Here is a 15,304-nt window from a genome sequence, read left to right as displayed (position 1 = left end):
GATGCACGCGGCCGCAGCCCCCCTCGCGCCGCTGCTCGACCTGCTCGCCAGCTGCCGGATCGGGACGCAGCCTGGCGAGAGCCTCGCCTTTGCCGATGTCGCGGCGGCTGCGAACCGCACCACCCGCGCCGCCTTCCGGAACGCCTCCATCGCGGGCCATCGAGTCGCCCTCGGCGGCGACGCGGCGTTGCTCTTCCGGATCATCGGACTGTGGCGGGCCGGCGCGATTCCGGTCGTCGTTCCCCATCCGGGCCCGGACGGATCCGTGGCCGCGCATTGGGACTGGCGCGGCCCGGTCCCGCTGCGCGTGTCCACGGACATGCCGGCGGCGGACGTGGCCGGCCCGGACCGGCTGGCGATCGTGCATCTCTCCTCCGGGTCGACCGGCCAGCCGCGGCCGGCGCCGCGCAGCGTGGCGAGCCTGCTCGCCGAAGCGCAGCGCTATGTTTCGCGCTATCGCCTTCGCCCTGACGATCGGGTGCTGGTCGCCGCGCCGATCTGCCATTCCTTCGGCTTCGGCGCCTGTCTCGGCGCCGCGGCGGCGGGCGCTACCCTCGCGCTGCCCGCCACCTTCAACGCGACGCGCCTTGCCCGGCGGATCCGCGGCGGCGATTTCGATGTCGTCGTCCTGACAGCCCCGATGGCGAGGCTGCTGGTGGCGGCGGCCGGTCCGGCGGGCGCTTCCGGCGAGTCGCGCCTGCGCCTTGCCATCGCCGGCGCCGGGGCGGTCCCCGACAGCCTCGCGGCCGATTTCGCGCGCCGCTTCGGCTGCCCGCTCGGGCGCAACTACGGCAGCAGCGAGACCGGCGCGACCTTCGGCGAGGTGCGTTCGCTGCCGCAAGGCCTCATCGGCCGTCCCTTCGACGGCGTGCGGATCGTCGCGCCCTCACGGCCCGGCGAGACGGGCGAGTTGGTGCTCGATCTCGGCCATGCCGTCCTGGCGAACGGCCCGGCCCACGGCGCCTCGCCGGTCTGGCGCACCGGCGACCGGGCAAGCCGGTTTTCCGATGGCGCCGTCCGCCTGCACGGCCGGCTCGACGATCGGCTGAAGATCGACGGACGGACGATCGACGGGGCTGAGGTCGCGACGAAGGCGCTCGCCGTCCCGGGCGTCCGCGACGCCGTGGCGCTGGCGACGGCCGCTCCCTGGGCGGCCGGTCGCGACCTTCTGGTCGTTGCCTGCGAAGGCATCGGGATCGACCGCGAACGCGTCCGGGCGACGGTCGCCGCGGCAGGAGTGCCCTCGCCGCGCGTTCTGGTCTTCGACACGCTGCCCCGTACTGCCGCGAGCAAGCCGGACCGGACGGCGATCCTCGCAGCCCTGGCAGCGCGTGAAAGGGTCGCGAAGTCGCCGGGTGACGCCGAAGCGGGCGCAACCACCGCATGATGGCAACCGACGCCTGCGCGGCCTTCGGCCCGGACGCGACGACCCGGCTGCTCCCGCATTTCGCGGCCGGCCCCGACGGAATACGCACCCTTGGCGGCCGGGCCATCGCCGTCGATCCCGCCGCCGCCCGCCTCGCGGCCGATCTCGCCGCCGAGACGCCGCTCGCCCGCCTGCCGCTCGACGACGCGCCGGCGGCCGCCGCGTTCGACCGGCTGCATCGGGCAAGCCTGATCGCGGTGCTGCCGGGCGACTGGGCCCCGGATGGCCCGGTCGAGACAGTGATCCTGTCGCCGCATGTCGACGACGCGGCCCTTTCCGTGGGCGCCTGGCTGGCATCGCGGCTCGGCTCGGGCGGCCGGGCGCTCGTCTGCAACATCTTTTCCGACCAGTCCTACCAGACCGGCCTGCGCGTCCCGGTGCCAGCGCTCGGCGAGATCGCCCGGGCGGAAGATCGGCTGGCCGGCCGCATCCTCGGCTACGAAAGCCGCGATCTCGGGCTTTCCGGCGCGCAGGACCGGCACCGCCTGTCGTTGTCGCGGACCCTCGGCTGGGACGTGCACACGGCGCGTACCCTGCCCGGCTTCGCTCGCGAGTTGCGCGATCTGGGGGACAGGCTTGCGACCATCCTGGCGGAGCCCGCCTGCCGCAACGCGGCGGTCTTCGCGCCCGCCGGCATCGGCGGCCATCTCGATCATGTGCTGACGGCGCTGGCGGCGCGCGCGCTTCTCGATGCGGGCGTGCTGGTGAGCGACCGAGTCCGCTTCTACGAGGACTTGCCCTACGCCGCCGCGGAACCGGGGAAGCACGCGGAAAATCTCTCGCGGCCACTGGCAACCAGCCGCAAGGCCCTGACGCTCAAGCTCGCCGCCCTCGCCGTCTTCCGCACCCGGCTGCGCGCGCCGCAGATCGCGCTCTGCAAGGCGCGTGCGATCGCCCTCGGCGGCGACGGCGCGCCCGCGGAAATGACCTTCGCCGCGGCGGGCGCCGCGCGCTTGGCGATGGACAGGGGCCGCGCGGTCGGTTCTATGGCGCCATGACACCTACAGAAGACGGCACCAACCCTCCCGCGTCACCCCCGGACGTTCTCGCCGACGTCGCCGCCGCGACGAGCCTGCGCGAAGGCCGCGAAGGCGTCGCCGGCATCGTGCGGACGGTGGCGGCCGAAGGCCCGCTCGCCTTGCGCGACCTGGCGCGGCTCGTCCGCATGCCACTGCCGGTGGTCAGCGCCGTCCGCCGGGAACTGGAGACCCGCGGCCTGTTCGAGCGCGGCCAGGGCGTCGGGCTGACAGACGCCGGACGCAGCTTCGTCACGGAGGCGCTCGGCATCGTGCCGAAACCGGCGGTGCCGCGCGACCCGGAAGGCCCGCGTCCGCGCCGCACGCCGTCGCGGCAGGCGGACGATGCCGACGAGGGGCTCGATCCGCTGCTGGTGCAGTTGCTGCCGGCGATGGAGGCGCATGTCGCCGACGGCCCGGCCGTCGACGTCACGCTCGACCAGGCGCCCTGCACCGCCGAGACAGCGTTGCGACGGGCGCTCGCGATGCACCGCGCCGGCGCCCTGGCCGGCCGGCGCATCCTCCTGATCGGCGACGACGATTCGCTCTCCGTGGCGATCGGCCTCGTCGCCGGCGCCGTCTCGGCGCCGCCGCGCCGCCTGGTCGTGCTGGAGCTCGATCCCGCCCGCATCGCCCATCTCGAGCGGGGCGCCGCCCGCCACGGCATCGCCTTCGAGCCGATTGCCCACGATCTGCGCGAGCCGCTGCCGGAAGCCCTCGCCGGCCGGTTCGACGTGGTTGCCACCGACCCGCCCTACACGCTGGACGGCATGGCGCTCTTCGTCTCGCGCGGCATCGAGGCGCTGGAGGCGGGCCCCGGGCTGAAGCTGTTCCTGTCCTTCGCCGATCTTTCGCCCGACGACCGGCTCGACCTGCAGCAGCGGCTCTCCGACCTCGGCCTGGCCATCCTGCGGATGCGGCCGTCCTTCAACCATTACGGCGGCGCCTCGATCCTCGGCTCGGTCGGCCAGTTCATCGAACTGGAGACCACCGGCCGCACGCGGTCGGCAACGGCAGGCGAACGGTTCGAGACGCCGATCTATACGGGCGAGGTGCGGCCGCGCCTGCGCGCCTATCGCTGCACCGAATGCGGCCTTGTAACCCCGGTCGGGGCCGGCGAACGCTTTGCGACGGTCGAGGCGCTGAAGGCGGCGGGCTGCCCGCGCTGCGGTGGCCAGGTCTTCGAGCGACAGCGCGGCGGCCGGCCCGGCTGAGATCGCCGGGCGACCCGCCTCAGCCGGCCGGCACGGCCCGCCGCGCCGCGGCGATCAGCGGCGCGATGCCGTCGATCGCCTCGATCTCCGCCAGTGTGAGGCGGACCGGGAACGCCGACTCGATGGCGAAGACCATCCGCACCAGCGCCAGGGAGTCCCACCCTTCGACATCCTCGGCGCGGGTGTAGGCGCCGAGCTGCAGGGGATCCACGGCCAGCACCTCGGCGACCAGGCGGATCACCTCGGAGGCGACCGCGTCGTTCGCGTCGTCGTTCATTGGATTTCCTCGGTCTCCGGTTGCGGCGCGAGCGCCACGCCGTCCGGCCAGGCTTCCGCCGGGGACGGCGCGGACGGGTCGAGTTCGAGCGTCCAGCGCCCCGCCGCCTCGTGCCAGCCGGCCGATGCGAAAAGCCGTCGGGCCGGCGCGTTGCGTTCCAGATTCTCGACGGTCCCGACCAGACGCCGGGCGCCTTCGGCACGCGCCCGCTCCGCCAGGATCGCCAGCATGGCAAACTCGACGCGCCGCTGCAGCGCCCGGCAGGAGAGCATGAGATTGTCGATCACCACCGCGTCGCCGTCGCGACGGGCCAGCACCAGCCCGACCAGCCCGTGGCCGCCGAACACGTCGTCGAGGCGCACCAGAAAATCGAACGGGCTGCCGCGCCCGGCGAGCGCAACCTCGCTCGGCCGGAAGCCGGTGAGCGCGAACTGGTTCACCCGCCGCGCCAGCTCGGCCGCCCTCGGGACATTCGCTGGTGAGATCGCAGCGACGGTCAGCCGTGTACCGAGGCGTGCGAGGAACGCCGCGTCATCCGGCGCCTCTTCGCGCACCGCTTCGACCGCGGCGCGGCGCCGGTAGAAGGCGGAACGATCGCCCCCCGTCGCCATCGGCCCGGCGTCCGCCAGCAGCGGATCGGCGAGCAGCATGGCGGCGAACGCCGCCTCGTCGCCGGTGAAGCGGCGGACGTCCATGTCGGGAAACCGCGCGGCGACGCTGGCGCAGTTCACCGGATCGTCGTCGACGAAGAGCGTGTGCCCGGGCGCCAGTCCCAGCTCCTGCAGGACCGCGGCCACCAGTGTCGGCTTGTCCTCCCAGCCGACGGCGCGGCTGGCGAAAGGCGGCAGCGCCGCGGCCGTCGCCGGGTCGGCCAGCGCCGCATCGACGGCGGCGGGATCGTTGCGGCTCGCCGCGGCGATCACCAGCCCTCGCTCCGCCAGCGCGGCGAGCGCAGCGCCATACGCCTGCCGAAGCGTGGTGACCGCGGTTTCGCCCAGCACACCGGACCACAGCGTGTCGTCGAGATCGGTCACCAGCAGCTTGGGCGCCCGCCCGGCAATCCGTGCGGCGAAGCCTGCGGCAGTGTCGGCGATGGCGTTGGCGCCCCACTGCGACGGGATCGTGCCGAGGCTGCCGGCGAAGCGCTCGTCGAACAGCATCTGGTTGCGCGCCAGCCCGGGCGCGACGCGGCAGAGGGTCACGCCCTGCGGTAGGTCCGCCGACGCCGCAGATTCATCGGCCTGACCCGGAATGATCGCGACGGGGCAGCCGAGCTTCGCCGTCAGCGCCCCGGCCGCCGCGACCGCCGCCGCAGCCGGATCCGCCCCCTCGGCGTCCGATGGCGCGACCGACACGATGGCGCAGTCGAAGCCGTTCTCCGCCTCCTCGGCTTCCGCGATACCGCCCGGCAGCAGCCCTTCTGCGGCGACGAGTTCGAGGTCGAGCCCGGCAATGGCGAAGGCCAAGAGCAGCGCGTCAGCGATGACCCGAGGCTGATAGGAGGCGGCGAAATAGACCCGGATTGGCCGCAGCGCCGCCGTCCGGTCGACCGCCTGCAGCAATTTCATGGTGCGGACGACGCCGAGACGCTCGCGGGCGTCACGCAGCGCGCGCGACAACTCGCCCCGGCCGCTTCTGGCCGCCAGCGTCATGGCCGCTTCGTCCGGCGGCGGCGCCGGCACGAAGCGCCACCAGGCGTCGCTCAGCTCGTTCAATGCTCGAGCGGCTCGATATGGCGGGTCACGTAGCTCTTCTCCACCAGCCCTTCGGGACAGAGCAGCCGGGCGATCTCGTCGACGACCGCGTCCTCGTCCATCTCGGGATTGCAGAGCAGCACGTCCACAAGCACCATCCTGTACTCCGGCCATGTGGTCAGCATGATATGGGATTCGGCGAGGAAAACGACGAGCGTCAGCCCGTGCGGGACGTAGCGCTGCGCGTGCTCGCCGATGACGGTGGCGCCGCCGGCCCGGGCACCGGCCAGGGCGGCATCGCGCAGCTGCACCTCGTCCTCGATGGCGGGCGAGCAGTCGCGCATGTCGGCCAGGACCTGGCGAATTCGCATGAATGCATCCTTTGGTTGCAGATGATCGGCCGAGGCGGCCTTCGCCGGCTTTTCAGCCCGATCGCTGCCCTATAGTGAGGCGGCAGGCGGGCTTCAAGCCCGCGCGCCGCGGTTGCGCGGCCGCCAAGCGACCGGAGTGCCCGTGATGACCGCCCCTATAGCCGCCGATCCGAAGCCGAGCGCCCTCGTCCTCCGCGATCTCGCGTTGCGCGACGTAGACCGCGTCGCCGAGTTCGAGGCCGCGATCGCGCGGCGTTCCTTCGCCGACGAGGCGGTCACCGACCTCGCCCATTATCGCAAGAAACTCGGCAAGCTGGTGAAATACGGCGGCGACTGGACCAAGGTTGCCGAGCGCGACGGGGAGATCGTCGGCTGGGCGTGGGTGGCGCCGCGCCAGAACTTCATCACCGGCGACAACTACGCCGACTTCCGCTCCTTCTATGTCGATGGCGAGCGCGCCGGGTCCGCCGCTTCCGTCATGCTGCTGCGGGCCGTGCTCGCCCACGCCAAGGCGGCCGGCTACACCCGCATCGTCGGGCGCACCGCAACCTCCAACGAGGCCATGCGGGCGCTCTACCGCCTGGCCGGGTTCGAGGAGAAGCACGTCGTCTACGAGATGGAGATCGGCGGCGAAGGCCGCGACCTTGGCTAGCACAAAATTGTAACCTCAGGTTGCATTCTGGAAGGTACTCGTGGCATGCTCGCGCCGTTGCGGGGCACCCGACATGAAGCGCTTCCTCTATCACGACCTGATCGTCGCCGGGAATTTCTGCAACCTCAAGTGCAGCTACTGCACCAGCGTCGCCGATGCCGGCGATTTCGGCGACGCGACCTCGGCCTCCGCCCGGCGGCGCGGCGCGACGATCGCCGTGGGCGATGTGCTCTCCATGGTCGACGGATTGCGGCGGCATGTCGATGCCCCGGCAATGAAGCTGAGCGGCGGGGAGTTGTTCCTGCTCGCCAACGCGGTGGAACTGATCGAGGAGCTGGCGGCGCGCTACGCACATCTCCAGGTGCTCACCAACGGCACGGAGCTGACGCCGGCGATCGTGGCGCGGCTGTCGCGGCTGCCGAATGTCGGCTTCAACCTCTCCCTCGATGGCCATGACGACGCCATGAACGCGCTGCGCTGGCGCTCGCCGCGCCTCGGCGAGCGGGTGATGGCGGCGCTGGCCGACATCGCGGCGGCCGGGCGGCCGGTCGAGATCACCATGGTGGTCAGCGACGTCAACGCGCCAAGACTCTTCGACTTCCTGGCGTTCCTGGCGCAGCTGCCGTGCCGGATCGTGCTGGTGCCGATCCCGGTGCGCGGCGTCCATGCCGCCAGCCTGTTCGGCCGAGAGGCGCGCCGGGCCTTCGCGGCGCAGCTGCGCCGGCTGCCCGCCGGCTTCGCGTCGGTGCTCGGCCCGCCGGCCTATTACCGACGCCTCGCCGACTTCCTCGACGCGGCGGACGGCGCGCGCCGCTATCGCTGCCACCTCACCGCGGCTTCCGTGCAGCTGTTCGATACCGGGGCGATCACGCCCTGCCCGGTCGGCTGGACCAGCGAGATCGCCAATGTCCGCCGCGACGGCATCGAGGCGGCCGCCGGCCAGATCGGCCGGCACAAGCTCTACGAACTGATGGCACGCGAGCCGCCGCGCGTGCCGGTCTGCCGGACCTGCTTCAGCCAGGCCGACATGATCAATCTCTATCTCGACGGCGAGGCGACGCTGGGCGAAATCGCCCGCATGCCGCTCTTCGGCGCGCCGGCGGCGCTGGCGCGGCTCGTCGAGTTACGGGCGAGGCACAGGGTGTCCGGGCCCGCGGCGGCTTGCCCCGCCTGATCCGCTGCGGCGAGCAACCGCGCGGCGGCGTCGAGCGTGTCGCAGCTCGGCAGCAGCGTCACCGCCAGAAGATCGGCAAGGGCAGCCCCCTCGTCCGGGTGATCGCCGGAGATCGTCATGCCGCGGGCGAGATGCGCGGCACGCCGCCAGTCGCCGTCGCGGCAGGCGCGCAGGGCGGCGCCGAAGCTCGCCTGCCGGCCCGCCAGCGCCTCGGCCAGGCGGCCGAGGCGGCGCAGTCGCGCCGCCGGCACATCGGCAGGCCGCCAGGCGGGAACGTTGGCGAGCAGGATCGCCGCGGCCGCCGTCGCGGCGACGAGCCCCTGCACGCTCGGATCGCGCATCAGCCGGTCGGCCAGGAACAGCCTTGTGCGCGGCACCAGCCGCCGCTCGGGATCGGCCAGGGCGGCGACGCGCCGCAGCGTTGCCGGGCCGCAGACGCTGGCGGCAAAGGAGTCGACCACCGGCAGCGGCAGATAGGCCACGGCAAGCGCCATTCCCGCCTCAAGCCGGCCGCGCCCGCCGACGGCCGTCCGGAAAAGCCGCGCCGCGTCGCCTGTCCCCGGGGTTCGCGCCAGCAGCACCTGCAGCGCCGCCAGGTCGATCTCGCGTTCGGCGATGGCAGCGCAGGCGTCGCCGAGGCCGCGGAGCTCGTCCCTGTCGCGGGCGCTGACCCGGTCGCAGAACATGTGGGCGCGGTCCACCAGCTGCTGCTTGGCCGCGAACTCGCGCAGCATCGAGCTGCCCCAGGCGGCCACGGCGTCAGCAGAGGCAATGCAACCGGCATCCATGCCCGTTATACTATTTAAGGTTGTATTTTTTGCAATCAGGGATAGTCTCGGGCGATGCGATGCCTGAACGGGTGGTGGTCGAATGGACATGCCGGGCGAGCGGGACGAGGCCCGCGAGATCGAGGACAGGCTGGCGGCGATCCTGAGCCAGCTGACCGCGGCCAACGAACTGGTCCGGGATGACGCCGACCTGCGCCACGACAGCTTCGGGGCGATCGGGCTCACCTCGGTGGACTACCTGGAATTCATCCTCAACGTCGAGGCGGAACTCGGGATCGACGTTCCCGACGAGGCGCTGATGGACCCGGCCCTCGCCTCGGTCCGGCACTGGGCCGACTATCTCGCGCGGCACCGCGCCGAGCTGTCGACGCCCCTCGCCGGCGCGCCCGCCGCGTGATGCCGGGCACGCAGCCGCTCCGGGTCGCGCTGGTCGGCCCGCGCGAGACGCCCTACGGCGACGATCCGGACCGCGAGCACCGCGAGGAGATGCGCCGCAGCTACGGGGAGATCTGCAGTGACGCGGTGGCACTCGGCAGCGACTACACGCTGTCGCGGGAATTTCTCGGCATCGGCTACCTAGCGGCGACGCTGCGCCGCGCCGGCCGGCTCGTCCGCATCTACAGCGCCGCCGACGAGGGATGGGACGACGATGCCCTGGTTCGTGGCCTCGGCGAATTCGCGCCGCACATCGCCGGCTTCTCGCTGCTCTACGACCTGCAGCTTCCGAGCGCCCTCTCTGCCGCCGCCGCGCTGAAAGAGGCCCACCAGGCGACCTTCGTGGTGTTCGGCGGTCCCCTCGCCTCGGCGATCTCAAGCCTGCTGCTGGAAAACTTCCCGTTCATCGACGCCGTGATCGAGGGCGAAGGCGAGACCGCCCTCGCCCGGCTGGCCGAGGCGATCGAAGCGGAAGGCGACCTCGGCGCGGTCCCCTCGTTGGTCCGGCGTCATGACGGCAGCATCGGGCGCGGCCCGCGCGCGGCGCCAGCCGATCTCGACGAACTGCCGCATCCCTCCCGCGACATGATCGCGGCCCTGCGCGCCCGCGGCCTGCCGGCGCCGAGCGCCTATCTGACGACCTCGCGCGGCTGCAAGGCCTTCTGCACCTTTTGCACCGTGCCCAACGTCGTGCGCGGCATGGGAGAAGCGACCTACCGCATGCGCGACCCGCGCGACGTCGTCGACGAGATGGAGGCCTGCGTCCGCGATCTCGGCGTCACGCGCTTCTACATGGCCGACGACAATTTCCTCGGCTACGGCGAGGCCAGCAACCGGAGGATGATCGCGTTCGCCGATGAGATCCTGCGCCGCGGGCTGGCGATCCGCTTCCATGCCGAATGCCGGGTGGATTCGCTGGTCCCTGAGACGCTGCAACGGCTGCGGCAGGCGGGCTTCGACCAGATCCTGTTCGGCCTCGAATCCGGTTCGGCGAAGACCCTGAAGCGTTGGGCCAAGGGCCAGACGGTGGAAGAGAACGAGGCGGCGATGACGCTCGCCCGCCGGCTGCGGCTCGACGTGATGCCGAGCATCATCCTGCTCGACTGGGAGTCCGGGCTGGACGAGGTCGCCGATACGGTCGGCTTCATCGAGCGCACGCAGCTGTGGCGCTCGAGCCAGCCGCTGTGGCTGGTCAACCGGCTGAAGGTGCATTGCGGCACGGCCGCCGCCCGGCGCCACGACAAGGTCCGCGGCAGGCCGGTGCTGCCGCCGCTGGATCCGACCGACGCGGCGAGCCGCGCCCGCTGGTGCGCCGCCGCCACCTACCAGAAGACGCCGATCGACAATCCGCATGTCGCCGCCTTCTGGTCGGCGCTGAACGGCGAGGCGAACCGCTGGTCGGTGCTGGTCGACGAGATCCTGCCGCCGCTGCTCAAGTCGTTGCGGGACCGGGCGCGCCAGGGCGACGGTGCGGCGCTCGACAGAATCCGCCGGATCGCTGCCTACCGCCGTTCGATCGGCGGCGCGTTGGCGGAGTTGATGCGCCGCCTGGTCGACGAAGCCGCCGAGCACGAAGCCCTGAGGCGCCCGCCGGACGGCCTCGTCGCCACCGCCCGCCGCACGGTCACCGCTTTCGAGGAAGGCCACTTCCCGGGCGGCATCGATGGCTGGCTGGCCCCGATCCGCGCCCGGCCCGCTTCCGTGGGCTCGCGGGTCGCACGCAGCCGGGCGGCCGTGGCATAAGCCATGCCGGTTCCCGCCATCTCGGTCGTCGTGCCGACGTCGGGCAAGCCGGAGCGGCTGGTCCTGGCGCTGCATTCGCTGGTCGCCCAGAGCATCGGCACAAGTTGGTTCGAGACCATCGTCGTCGCAGACGGCACGGCGCCGGGGACCGACCACGCCGTCGCCCTCGCCCGCGCCGCCGGACTGCCGACCCGGCTGCTGCGCACGCCGGCGGCCGGCCAGGCGGCGGCGCGCAACCGCGGCGCGGCGGCGGCGCGGACGCCGAACCTCCTGTTCATGGATGACGACGTGCTCCTCTCCCCGGACTACGTCGCCGCGATGCTCGGCCTGATCGACGACGACGCAGGCCTGGTCGCGCGCGCGCCGGTCTACGTGCTGCGCTACCTCGCGCCGTTCCGCGATCCCGAGCGCGGGATACGCTTCGACGGCGGCAGGCTGCAGGCGGGCTCGGGTCTCGGTTCCCGCCTGGTGACCCGCAGGATGGTCCGCCGCGACTGGCCGGCGGTCGCCCGGCAATGCATCCATCGCAATCGCTTCGAGCGGCTGGTCAGCCAGACGCTCGCGGAGGGGCCCGACGACGAGCGATGGCTCGGCTATTCCGGTTCCGGCGTCGCGCTCCCCCGCCGCCTGTTCGAGGAAGCCGGCGGCTACGACGAGGGCTTCGGCTTGCGCTGGGGCGCAGAGGCGGTCGAGCTCGGCTACCGCCTGATGCGGCTCGGCGCGGCCTTTATCGAGGCGGACGGCATCTTCTCGGCGCATATGGACCATCCGCGCGAAACCGCGATGGCGAGCTTTTCGGAGAGCTTCGACTATTTCTTTGACAGGCACGGCGATCCGGCGATCCGCCGGGTCGAGGCGAAGATCAGGGGCGGCGACCGCTGGCCGGAGCGCAGGGCCTCAGCATCCGAGCAGGCCTGAGAGCCGCTCGCAGCCGTCGGCAAAGCCGTCCGCCTCGCTCGCCGTCGAGATCCGCACCCAGTAGTCGCGCGAATCCTCTCGGTCGTGATCGGCGAACACGCACTCGGTGTAGAAATCGAGGCCGGCAGCGTCGAAGGCCCGCCGCGCGAAGTCCCATTCCGCCATGTCGACATCGAACTTGACGCACTGGTTGAAGCCGCGGCGCGGCGCGATGCGGGCGCGCAAGGCCGGGCCGAGACGGGTCTCGAACATCCAGCGATTGGCGGCGCAGACCGCTGCCGTGGCGGCCAGTTCGCCGGCGTAGCGGCGAAACGCCGCTGGCCAGTCGAGCGTGGCATCGAGAAAGCCCCAGAGCCCGCCGAAACCGGCGAAATCGTCGCCCCAGGGCGAGAACAGCCGCAGGTAGCGCGACGCCTGCCGGACCGTCGCCAGCACCGCTTCATCGATCGCCCCCGGCCCGGATGCCGGCCCGGCAGGCAGCCGCCGCACCCGCCGGGCAGCTGCCCGCAACACCATGTCGGTCGCCAGCGCGCTCGCGCCCGGATGCACCGGCGACCAGAGCGAGCGCTCGTTGTGGCGGCGCACGAAGGCGACGACGGCGGCGTCGGCGATGATCCAGCCGGCCCGAAGCCCGGCGAGGCTGCGCGACTTGGAGAAGGAGTTGATCCACACGAGCCGCGCGGGAAAGCCGTCCCCGCCTTCGGTGAAAGGATGCGGCGGATCGGGATCATCGGGCCAGGCGAGCTCCGGCACCTCGTCGAACACCAGCCAGGCGCCGGCCTGCTCGACCATCGCGACCAGCCGCGCCAGCTCGGCCGCGTCGTAGGCCTCGCCGGAGGGGTTGGTCGGCTGGGTCAGCACGACGATGTCCGGCCGTTCGCGCGCCAGCCAGTCGGCAGCCTCCTCGAGGCTCGGCAGGATCCGGCCGTCTTGCGCCGAGCGCGCCGTCCGGTAGACGACGCCGCATTCGTCGCAGATCGCGGAGAAGTAGCTGTAGTTGAGGCCGAGCACGAGGGCGCTGCGCGCGCCCGCGACCTCGGCCATGTAGCGGAAGGCGGCGGCGAGCGCGCCGGTGGCACCGGCGGTCATGGCGATGTTGGCGAGCCCCACCGCGCCGCGCACCTGGCGGCCTCCGACGCGCTCGTGCGTCTCGAAGGCGATGGCCGCCAGCAGCGCCGGCGCGCCGCCGGGGGCGGTGTAGTTCTCGACCAGCCGCCGCGCGGTCAGTTCGCGCGCAGCGATCTCCAGCAGCACCGCCGGGGCCTTGAGATGATTGACCCCCGAGGAGAGGTAGCGGATGGCGCCGTGCCGTTTCAGCACGGAAAGTCGCCGTTCCGGATCGTAGAAATAGGCGTTGGCCCGCTCCAGCGACCGGTAGGTCACGGCAGGGCCCGGGCGTCCGGCGCGGCCTGCAGCGCCAGCACCTCCTCGAATCGGACCCGGCGCGCCACCAGGGTTTCGCGGCCGCCGTCGACGAGGATTTCCGGCGGCCAGTCATGGCCGAGGAAGTTCAGCGCGCTCGCCTGCCGGGCATAGGCGCCGCAATTGCCGAACACGATGAGGTCCCCGGGCGCGAGATCGGCGGGCAGCGGCACGGCGCTCGCCAGCCGGTCCGTCGGCGTGCAGAGCGGCCCGCACAGCTCCGTCGGCACCGGCGCACCGGGGCGCGGAGGGCCGAACACCGCGACCGGGCGGCGCAGGAAGCGCAGCGTCCCCGACAGGCCGGCGACATGGTGGCTGCCGCCGTCGAGCGCGGCGAAGCGGCGGCCGCGGGTCTCCTTCACCGCGACGACGCGGCAGAGATACGCGCCGGCGGGACCGACGAGATAGCGCCCCGCCTCGAAGCCGAACTGCGGCGCAAGACCCGCCTCGGCGAGCGCCGTGCGCGCCGGCCCGCCGAGGAAGGCCGCGATCGGGCCGAGGTCGAGCGGCGGGTCGTCCGCGTAGACCGGCGCGCCGAGGCCGCCGCCGAAATTGACGAGAATCGGCGGGTGGTGCCGCGACAGCCGCAGCACGGCTTCGAGGAACGCGCCGAAGCGCGCCACGTGGTCGCCGGCGACGAGCGAGCCCGACGCCTGATGGTTGTGGAAGCCGATTATGTCGAGCGGCAGCGGCGTCCGTCGCCCGCCGAGGATCGAGGCGGCCCCCACCTCGTCCATGCCGAAGGCGGAATCGCCCGCCCAGCCGCCGCGCCGGAGCGGCTGCGACGCCGGAAGGTCGAGGCGCAGCGTCACGCCGACGCGCCGGCCTGCGGAAGAGGCGATGGCGCCCAGCCGCTCGAACTCGCCGGGCGACTCGATCTGGACGGCGAGGATGCCGGCGGCGACGGCCGCGGCGAGATCCGCGTCGGTCTTGGCCGGCCCCGAGAAGACGATCCGCTCCGCCGCGATGCCGGACGTGAGCGCCAGCGCCAGTTCGCCGCGCGAGGCCACTTCCGCGCCTAGCCCCATCGCCCCGAACAGCGCCACCACCGCCGGATTCGGATTGGCCTTTACCGCGTAGAAGAGCCGCGCGCCGGCGGGCAAAGCCGCGAGCAGACGGGCAGCCGCCGCGCGCATGGCGGCGGCGTCATAGACGAAGCAGGGCGTGCCATGACGCCCGGCGATCGCCTCGAGGCGCGCCCGCGACAGGGCCGGCGGCCCGAGCGCCGCCGCGCCGTCCCGATCGACCCACTCGGCCAAGCGCGCCTCCCTGCCCGTGCAATCAGGCGAGAGTATGCAACTTCAGGCTGTAGCTGCAAGCCTGGCCTGCGATGCCGGGTCAGATCGATCCGGCTTCGACCATGTAGTTGTTCGCCGTGCACATGGCGGCGTCGTCGGAAGCCAGGAACAGCACCATGCGGACCACGTGGACCGGCTTGATCAGGTCCGGCAGGCACTGGCGCTGGCGGTGCTTCTCGATCGATTCGGGCGTCACCCAGAGCTGCTTCTGGCGCTCGGTCATGATCCAGCCGGGCACCACCGTGTTGACGCGGATCCGGTGCTCACCGAGGTCGCGGGCGAAGGACCGGGTAAGCCCGTGCACGGCGGCCTTGGCCGTCGTGTAGGCCGGCATGCCGCCGACCGCCTCCCACCAGGAATTGGAGCCCATGTTGACGATCGAGCCGCCGCCGGCGGCGATCATCCCCGGCGCCGCCGCCTGGATGGCGAAGAACATGTGGCGGAGATTGGTGGCGATCCGTTCGTCGAAATATTCCGGCGTCACGTCCTGCCAGCCATGGCGGTCGTCGCGGGCGGCGTTGTTGACGAGCACGGTCGCGGCGCCGTGCGCCTTCGCGAGCGCCTCGAACGCCTGGCGCAGCGCCGCGATGTCGCGAAGGTCGCAGGGCTCGAAGGCGACCGCCCCGCGGCTGCCGGCGAGCTCGTTTGCCAGCGCCGTTCCCGCGTCGCGGTCGATGTCGACAAACCCGACCCTGGCGCCCTGTTCGGCAAAGGCCCGCACCATGTCGGCGCCGATCCCGGAGGCGCCGCCGGTGACGATCACGCTGGCGCCGTCGAGGCTTGGATAGGTGGCGAGACGCATTGTCATCCCCTTGTTGCGCAGGCGGCCGAGAAGGCGCCGGTGGAGCCGGCGAGCGGCAGGTTCTGCGGCGCCTA

The 15,304-nt window shown here is 72.4% G+C and carries 14 protein-coding genes; 8 read left to right on the top strand and 6 right to left on the bottom strand.

Annotation, left to right across the window (positions count from 1 at the left end; translation table 11 throughout):
• Nucleotide 1 precedes the first annotated feature (1 nt).
• From LXB15_RS06495 to LXB15_RS06485, 3 genes are read left to right on the top strand one after another with little or no spacing between them, the layout of a single operon-like run.
• A complete protein-coding gene (locus LXB15_RS06495; protein ID WP_233951789.1) occupies nt 2-1,387 on the top strand; it encodes a class I adenylate-forming enzyme family protein in 1,386 nt (461 codons plus the stop codon).
• Nucleotides 1,384-2,424 carry a PIG-L family deacetylase gene (locus LXB15_RS06490; protein WP_233951787.1) on the top strand — a complete coding sequence of 347 codons (1,041 nt, stop codon included), beginning with the start codon at nt 1,384-1,386 and terminating at the stop codon, nt 2,422-2,424. The genes LXB15_RS06495 and LXB15_RS06490 overlap by 4 nt, the downstream gene beginning before the upstream one ends.
• Complete coding sequence (locus LXB15_RS06485; RefSeq protein WP_233951785.1) at nt 2,421-3,656, top strand: bis-aminopropyl spermidine synthase family protein; 1,236 nt, start codon at nt 2,421-2,423, stop codon at nt 3,654-3,656. The genes LXB15_RS06490 and LXB15_RS06485 overlap by 4 nt, the downstream gene beginning before the upstream one ends.
• A 19-nt stretch (nt 3,657-3,675) precedes the next feature.
• Here the strand turns inward: LXB15_RS06485 and LXB15_RS06480 are convergent, their stop codons facing one another.
• The 3 genes from LXB15_RS06480 to LXB15_RS06470 are packed head-to-tail and all read right to left on the bottom strand — an operon-like array spanning nt 3,676 to nt 5,998.
• Nucleotides 3,676-3,933 (bottom strand): acyl carrier protein, encoded by a 258-nt coding sequence (locus LXB15_RS06480; RefSeq protein WP_233951783.1) that lies wholly within the window; start codon nt 3,931-3,933, stop codon nt 3,676-3,678.
• Nucleotides 3,930-5,648 (bottom strand): hypothetical protein, encoded by a 1,719-nt coding sequence (locus LXB15_RS06475; RefSeq protein ID WP_233951782.1) that lies wholly within the window; start codon nt 5,646-5,648, stop codon nt 3,930-3,932. Before LXB15_RS06475 ends, LXB15_RS06480 begins: the two co-directional genes overlap by 4 nt.
• Nucleotides 5,645-5,998: an S-adenosylmethionine decarboxylase family protein gene (locus LXB15_RS06470; protein WP_233951781.1), complete on the bottom strand. Its 354-nt coding sequence runs from the start codon at nt 5,996-5,998 to the stop codon at nt 5,645-5,647. Before LXB15_RS06470 ends, LXB15_RS06475 begins: the two co-directional genes overlap by 4 nt.
• Nucleotides 5,999-6,143: 145 nt before the next feature.
• On the opposite strand from LXB15_RS06470, the gene LXB15_RS06465 reads away from it, so the two are divergent.
• The 5 genes from LXB15_RS06465 (at nt 6,144) to LXB15_RS06445 (ending at nt 11,708) form a co-directional block, all read left to right on the top strand.
• On the top strand, nt 6,144-6,650 hold the full coding sequence (locus LXB15_RS06465; protein WP_233951780.1) for a GNAT family N-acetyltransferase: 507 nt from the start codon (nt 6,144-6,146) through the stop codon (nt 6,648-6,650).
• A gap of 73 nt (nt 6,651-6,723) precedes the next feature.
• Nucleotides 6,724-7,824: a radical SAM protein gene (locus tag LXB15_RS06460; protein WP_233951779.1), complete on the top strand. Its 1,101-nt coding sequence runs from the start codon at nt 6,724-6,726 to the stop codon at nt 7,822-7,824.
• Between the two features lie 870 nt (nt 7,825-8,694).
• On the top strand, nt 8,695-9,009 hold the full coding sequence (locus tag LXB15_RS06455) for an acyl carrier protein (protein ID WP_233951778.1): 315 nt from the start codon (nt 8,695-8,697) through the stop codon (nt 9,007-9,009).
• A complete protein-coding gene (locus LXB15_RS06450) occupies nt 9,009-10,790 on the top strand; it encodes a B12-binding domain-containing radical SAM protein (RefSeq protein ID WP_233951777.1) in 1,782 nt (593 codons plus the stop codon). The genes LXB15_RS06455 and LXB15_RS06450 overlap by 1 nt, the downstream gene beginning before the upstream one ends.
• Nucleotides 10,791-10,793: 3 nt before the next feature.
• Nucleotides 10,794-11,708: a glycosyltransferase family A protein gene (locus LXB15_RS06445; RefSeq protein WP_233951776.1), complete on the top strand. Its 915-nt coding sequence runs from the start codon at nt 10,794-10,796 to the stop codon at nt 11,706-11,708.
• Here LXB15_RS06445 and LXB15_RS06440 read toward each other — a convergent pair.
• The 3 genes from LXB15_RS06440 to LXB15_RS06430 all read right to left on the bottom strand — a co-directional run bounded on the left by LXB15_RS06440 (nt 11,688) and on the right by LXB15_RS06430 (nt 15,230).
• Nucleotides 11,688-13,091: a pyridoxal phosphate-dependent aminotransferase gene (locus tag LXB15_RS06440; RefSeq protein WP_233951774.1), complete on the bottom strand. Its 1,404-nt coding sequence runs from the start codon at nt 13,089-13,091 to the stop codon at nt 11,688-11,690. The genes LXB15_RS06445 and LXB15_RS06440 overlap by 21 nt on opposite strands.
• Nucleotides 13,088-14,389: a type III PLP-dependent enzyme gene (locus LXB15_RS06435; RefSeq protein ID WP_233951772.1), complete on the bottom strand. Its 1,302-nt coding sequence runs from the start codon at nt 14,387-14,389 to the stop codon at nt 13,088-13,090. Before LXB15_RS06435 ends, LXB15_RS06440 begins: the two co-directional genes overlap by 4 nt.
• 79 nt (nt 14,390-14,468) lie before the next feature.
• Nucleotides 14,469-15,230 carry an SDR family NAD(P)-dependent oxidoreductase gene (locus LXB15_RS06430; RefSeq protein WP_233951770.1) on the bottom strand — a complete coding sequence of 254 codons (762 nt, stop codon included), beginning with the start codon at nt 15,228-15,230 and terminating at the stop codon, nt 14,469-14,471.
• Between the last annotated feature and the right edge of the window lie 74 nt (nt 15,231-15,304).

It is taken from the genome of Aurantimonas sp. HBX-1, from assembly GCF_021391535.1.
Classification (GTDB): domain Bacteria; phylum Pseudomonadota; class Alphaproteobacteria; order Rhizobiales; family Rhizobiaceae; genus Aurantimonas.
The sequence above is the reverse complement of the archived record's forward strand: the minus strand, read 5'-3'. Positions and strand labels throughout refer to the sequence as shown.

Bases quoted from the DNA above. Each gene is read 5' to 3' on its own strand.
- LXB15_RS06490 (WP_233951787.1), top strand. From the start codon at position 1,384: ATGATGGCAACCGACGCCTGCGCGGCCTTCGGCCCGGACGCGACGACC.
- LXB15_RS06455 (WP_233951778.1), top strand. From the start codon at position 8,695: ATGGACATGCCGGGCGAGCGGGACGAGGCCCGCGAGATCGAGGACAGG.
- LXB15_RS06470 (WP_233951781.1), bottom strand. From the start codon at position 5,998: ATGCGAATTCGCCAGGTCCTGGCCGACATGCGCGACTGCTCGCCCGCC.
- LXB15_RS06465 (WP_233951780.1), top strand. From the start codon at position 6,144: ATGACCGCCCCTATAGCCGCCGATCCGAAGCCGAGCGCCCTCGTCCTC.
- LXB15_RS06495 (WP_233951789.1), top strand. From the start codon at position 2: ATGCACGCGGCCGCAGCCCCCCTCGCGCCGCTGCTCGACCTGCTCGCC.
- LXB15_RS06480 (WP_233951783.1), bottom strand. From the start codon at position 3,933: ATGAACGACGACGCGAACGACGCGGTCGCCTCCGAGGTGATCCGCCTG.
- LXB15_RS06445 (WP_233951776.1), top strand. From the start codon at position 10,794: ATGCCGGTTCCCGCCATCTCGGTCGTCGTGCCGACGTCGGGCAAGCCG.
- LXB15_RS06460 (WP_233951779.1), top strand. From the start codon at position 6,724: ATGAAGCGCTTCCTCTATCACGACCTGATCGTCGCCGGGAATTTCTGC.
- LXB15_RS06430 (WP_233951770.1), bottom strand. From the start codon at position 15,230: ATGCGTCTCGCCACCTATCCAAGCCTCGACGGCGCCAGCGTGATCGTC.
- LXB15_RS06450 (WP_233951777.1), top strand. From the start codon at position 9,009: ATGCCGGGCACGCAGCCGCTCCGGGTCGCGCTGGTCGGCCCGCGCGAG.
- LXB15_RS06485 (WP_233951785.1), top strand. From the start codon at position 2,421: ATGACACCTACAGAAGACGGCACCAACCCTCCCGCGTCACCCCCGGAC.